The organism is Streptomyces europaeiscabiei, assembly GCF_001550375.1.
Classification (GTDB): Bacteria; Actinomycetota; Actinomycetes; order Streptomycetales; family Streptomycetaceae; genus Streptomyces; species Streptomyces europaeiscabiei.
In genome coordinates this window covers 1-4,315 of the sequence record NZ_LRTR01000290.1, presented here as the reverse complement: position 1 = coordinate 4,315, position 4,315 = coordinate 1, and the positions used below count along the sequence as shown (strand labels likewise).

Sequence of the window (4,315 nt, the reverse complement as noted above, 5' to 3'; positions counted from 1 at the left end):
TGCCGGGGACCGGGCCGGGGTCGACGTCGGGCACGTGCCGGGGCGCGGACAGCCGGGTCCGTACGGCCTCGACGAGCGCGTCACGCACGGCGTCCACCGCGCTGGCCGGGTCGGCGGAGGGGGCGGCGACGGCGAGGGAGGCGACCTGCTCGTAGCCGGCGATCTCGCGGGCACCGGCGCGCAGGATCAGTGCGTGCCCCGGGGGAATGCGGCGCACGCCGTCGTACGGGGTGGAGTCCTGGAGGGCGTCCGGTACGTCGGGGGCGGCCAGCAGGGCGGCCAGGTACCCGAAGTCGAGGTCGGCCTCGATGAGGTCGGCGAGAGGGAGGGCGGCGGTCGCGTACGCGGTGCCGCCCGCCCAGGGGGTGTGGAAGACCGGGCGCGCGCCCGCGAGGTCGCCGCAGACCGTCAGCCGGCGGCCGACCTGGACGACGGCGGTGTAGCTTCCGGGCCAGGCGGTGAGGTGGCGCAGGGCGCCGCCCCGGGCGGCGAACAGACCCACGCGCAGCTGCTCGTCGGAGGCGCCGCAGATGCCGAGGACGGCGATCCTCGTCCGGGCGTCGGCCGTCACGACGCGCACCTCGTCGGGGCGCCAGTCGCCGACGGCCCACAGCGGGTCGGGGTCGCCCCACAGGAGATGCGAGCCGACCGGGTGCACGGTCTCGCCGTCGAGTCCGGTCGCGCCGCCGGAGCCGAAGACGGGTGCGCCAGCGGCGGTACTGCTCCATCCCACCAACCACCGCATCGACGCCTCCACAGGCTGTGGACAACCAGTGCACCGAACGAACGGCACCCATGCTGCCACGAAGAAGGCCTGCCGGAGAGCGCGTAGCGCGGCTTGCACACCGGTAAGTGCGCCCCCAGGGAGCCTTGAACGCTCCCCCGTCACACTCTCAAGTCGCCCCGGAAGAAGGGTGGTCGACAAAGGTGGACCCCGGGTCTACGACGTGAATGCGCCCCCGGTACGCTCCCCCAAAAGACCTAACGCGCCCTCAACAGACGTGGTCGGAGCGGTATTCACCCTCGACGACCACCGTCGATTTTCGGCCAAATCGTCCCTGAGGGGCGAAGTGGGCACACCCGCCGTACCACCCCCGATGACGACACAGCGTCAACACGCAGTCCGGGAGGCGGAGTTCGCCCCCCGGACCGGTCCGCCGCCCGCGGGGATGTAGGCGACGGTGTCCCCCAGCCCACCGGATCCAGTACAGCGGGCCGACCCACGCACGACCATGGAACCGCTCCCCCGGTGGCCGGAGAAGAGCGCATGGCCGGGCGCACGGCCACACAGCAGGAGCACGTGACAACACTCCGTACTTCGTCCGTACTTTCGTACGGACCACAATCCCGCCATCCGGATTTGGGCCCCTTAACGCTTGGGATGCAGCGAACTACGCTGGGTTTACGAATGCCGCGTGCCTATGCCGCCGCGGCAGCCGTCTGTTCGAGGGGTGGCGCAATGTCCAGGGAGCAACGCGGGCCGAACGAAAAACTCGGCGCCGTTCTCGCCCTCGCGGGAATCAGCAACGCAGGACTCGCGCGTCGCGTCAACGATCTTGGCGCTCAACGCGGGTTGACACTTCGCTACGACAAGACCTCGGTGGCGCGGTGGGTCTCCAAGGGCATGGTCCCCCAGGGCGCCGCGCCGCATCTCATCGCGGCCGCGATCGGGCAGAAGCTCGGCCGCCCGGTGCCGCTCCACGAGATCGGCCTGGCGGACGCGGATCCCGCTCCCGAAGTGGGCCTCGCCTTCCCCCGTGACGTCGGACAGGCGGTGCGCGCGGCGACGGAGCTGTACCGCCTCGACCTCGCCGGCCGCCGAGCGGGCACCGGCGGCATCTGGCAGTCGCTAGCCGGATCGTTCGCGGTGAGCGCGTACGCGACACCCGCCTCACGCTGGCTGATAACCCCGGCCGACAGTTCGGTGGCGCGCGAGGCGGGCTCGGCGGAGGGCTCGGGGTCGCCGCTGAAAGTCGGCCACAGCGATGTCCAGAAGTTGCGGGAGGCCGCCGAGGACGCCAGGCGCTGGGACTCCAAGTACGGGGGCGGCGACTGGCGTTCGTCGATGGTGCCGGAGTGCCTGCGGGTGGAGGCCGCGCCGCTGCTGCTCGGGGCGTACTCCGACGAGGTGGGCCGCGCGCTGTTCGGAGCGTCCGCGGAACTCACCCGCCTCGCAGGCTGGATGGCCTTTGACACGGGTCAACAGGAGGCGGCCCAGCGGTACTACATCCAGGCGTTGAGGCTCGCGCGGGCCGCGGCCGACGTGCCGCTGGGCGGGTACGTGCTCGCCACGATGTCCCTGCAGGCGACCTACCGCGGCTTCGGCGACGAAGGCGTCGACCTCGCGCAGGCCGCCCTCGAACGCAACCGGGGGCTGGCCACCGCGCGCACGATGAGCTTCTTCCGGCTCGTCGAGGCGAGGGCACACGCACGCGCGGGCGACGCGGTGGCCGCCGGGGCGGCCCTCAAGGCCGCCGAGGGCTGGTTGGAGCGCGCCCGCGACGGAGACAACGATCCGACCTGGCTCGGCTTCTACGGCTACGACCGGTTCGCCGCGGACGCCGCGGAGTGCTACCGCGACCTCAAGGCGCCGCGTCAGGTGCGCCTCTTCACCGAGCAGGCCCTGTCGCGGCCGACGGAGGAGTTCGTACGCTCGCACGGGCTGCGGCTCGTCGTGTCCGCGGTCGCCGAGCTGGAGTCGGGCAACCTCGACGCGGCGTGCGAGCAGGGCGTACGGGCGGTGGAGGTCGCGGGGCGCATCTCCTCGGCCCGCACCACCGAGTACGTGAAGGATCTGCTGCACCGGCTGGAGCCGTACGGGGATGAGCCGCGGGTGATCGAGCTGCGGGAGAGGGCTCGTCCTCTCTTGATGACTCCGGCCTAGGTTGTGGGTGCCTACTCGTCTGCCGGGTTCGTGTGATCCTGCGGCTGCGGGTACGGGTGCGGGTGCGTCGTGGTTTCTCGCGCAGATCCCCGCGCCCCTTGTGGGGGCACGGCCCTGGGCGCCCGGCATCGGAGAACGTGAGCAGCGCCATGTAGGCGGCTTCCGGGTTTGAGGGCATTGTCAGTGGTGCAGTGCACTATCGGAGTCGGGAGGTGGGGCGCGTGCGGAGGCAGGGCGCGTACGACTGCGATGTGCTCGTGGTCGGCGGCGGGATCGTCGGGCTGTCGACGGCGTATGCGATCACGCGGGCCGCGCCGGGCACGCGGGTCACCGTGCTGGAGAAGGAGCCGGGCCCGGCCCGGCATCAGACCGGGCGGAACAGCGGCGTCATCCACAGTGGGATCTACTACCGGCCGGGGTCGCTGAAGGCGCGGTACGGGGTCAGCGGCGCCGCCGAGATGGTCAAGTTCTGCGCCGAGTACGGCATCGAGCACGCCGTCACCGGGAAGCTGATCGTCGCCACCGAGAGGTCGGAGCTGCCCCGGCTGCACGCCCTCGTACAGCGCGGGCGGGAGAACGGGATTCCGGTGCGGGAGCTGGGCGCCGCCCAGATCGCCGAGTACGAGCCGGAGGTGCGCGGGCTCGCGGCCATACACGTCGGCACCACCGGGATCTGTGACTTCGTGGGGGTCGCCCGGCAGCTCGCGCGGGCGTCCGGCGCCGAGATCCGGTACGGCGCCGAGGTCGAGCGGATCGACCGGCGGGCCTCGCTGGGGGTCGCCGTACGGATCCGGGGCGGTGACGTCGTACGGGGGCGGGTGCTGGTGAACTGCGCCGGGCTGCACTGCGACGAGGTGGCCCGGATGACCGGGGACGAGCCAGGGATGCGGATCGTGCCGTTCCGGGGGGAGTACTACGAGCTGGCGCGGCCCGAGCTGGTCCGCGGACTCGTGTATCCGGTGCCCGATCCGGCGTTCCCGTTCCTCGGGGTGCATCTGACCCGGGGGATCGACGGGGGCGTCCACGTCGGGCCCAACGCCGTGCCCGCGCTGGCCCGCGAGGGGTACGGGTGGGGGACCGTGCGGGTGCGGGAGCTGGCGGCGACACTGGCGTGGCCCGGGTCCTGGCGGATAGCCCGGCGGCACTGGCGGTACGGGGCGGGGGAGCTTCGGCGGTCCGTGTCGAAGAAGGCGTTCACCGGGGCGGTGCGGCGGTTGTTGCCGGCGGTCTCGGAAGGGGATCTTGTGCCTGCGGCTGCGGGGGTGCGGGCGCAGGCCGTGCTTCGGGACGGGACGCTGGTGGATGACTTCCTGATTCGGGAAGGGGCGCGGGCGGTGCATGTGCTGAACGCGCCTTCGCCGGCGGCGACCGCTTCGCTGCCGATCGGGCGGGAGGTGGGCCGGCGGGCGCTGGCCGCGCTGGCCGGGGCGT

General features: G+C 72.4%; 3 protein-coding genes. 2 read left to right on the top strand and 1 reads right to left on the bottom strand.

Features of this window, described 5'->3' with window-relative positions; genetic code table 11:
• The coding region (locus AWZ10_RS14120) for a macrolactam cyclase family protein (RefSeq protein ID WP_482258100.1) at positions 1 to 745 on the bottom strand (745 nt) is incomplete at its 3' end.
• Positions 746 to 1,459: 714 nt separating this feature from the next.
• Between AWZ10_RS14120 and AWZ10_RS14115 the strand changes: the two genes are divergently transcribed.
• Complete coding sequence (locus AWZ10_RS14115) at positions 1,460 to 2,884, top strand: NsdA family TPR-like regulatory protein (RefSeq protein WP_046704674.1); 1,425 nt, start codon at positions 1,460 to 1,462, stop codon at positions 2,882 to 2,884.
• A gap of 191 nt (positions 2,885 to 3,075) precedes the next feature.
• The coding region (gene lhgO / locus AWZ10_RS14110; protein WP_425264488.1) for an L-2-hydroxyglutarate oxidase at positions 3,076 to 4,315 on the top strand (1,240 nt) is incomplete at its 3' end.

What these genes read in the sequence shown, in the direction of transcription:
- AWZ10_RS14115 (WP_046704674.1), top strand. Translation starts at nt 1,460, where the DNA reads ATGTCCAGGGAGCAACGCGGGCCGAACGAAAAACTCGGCGCCGTTCTC.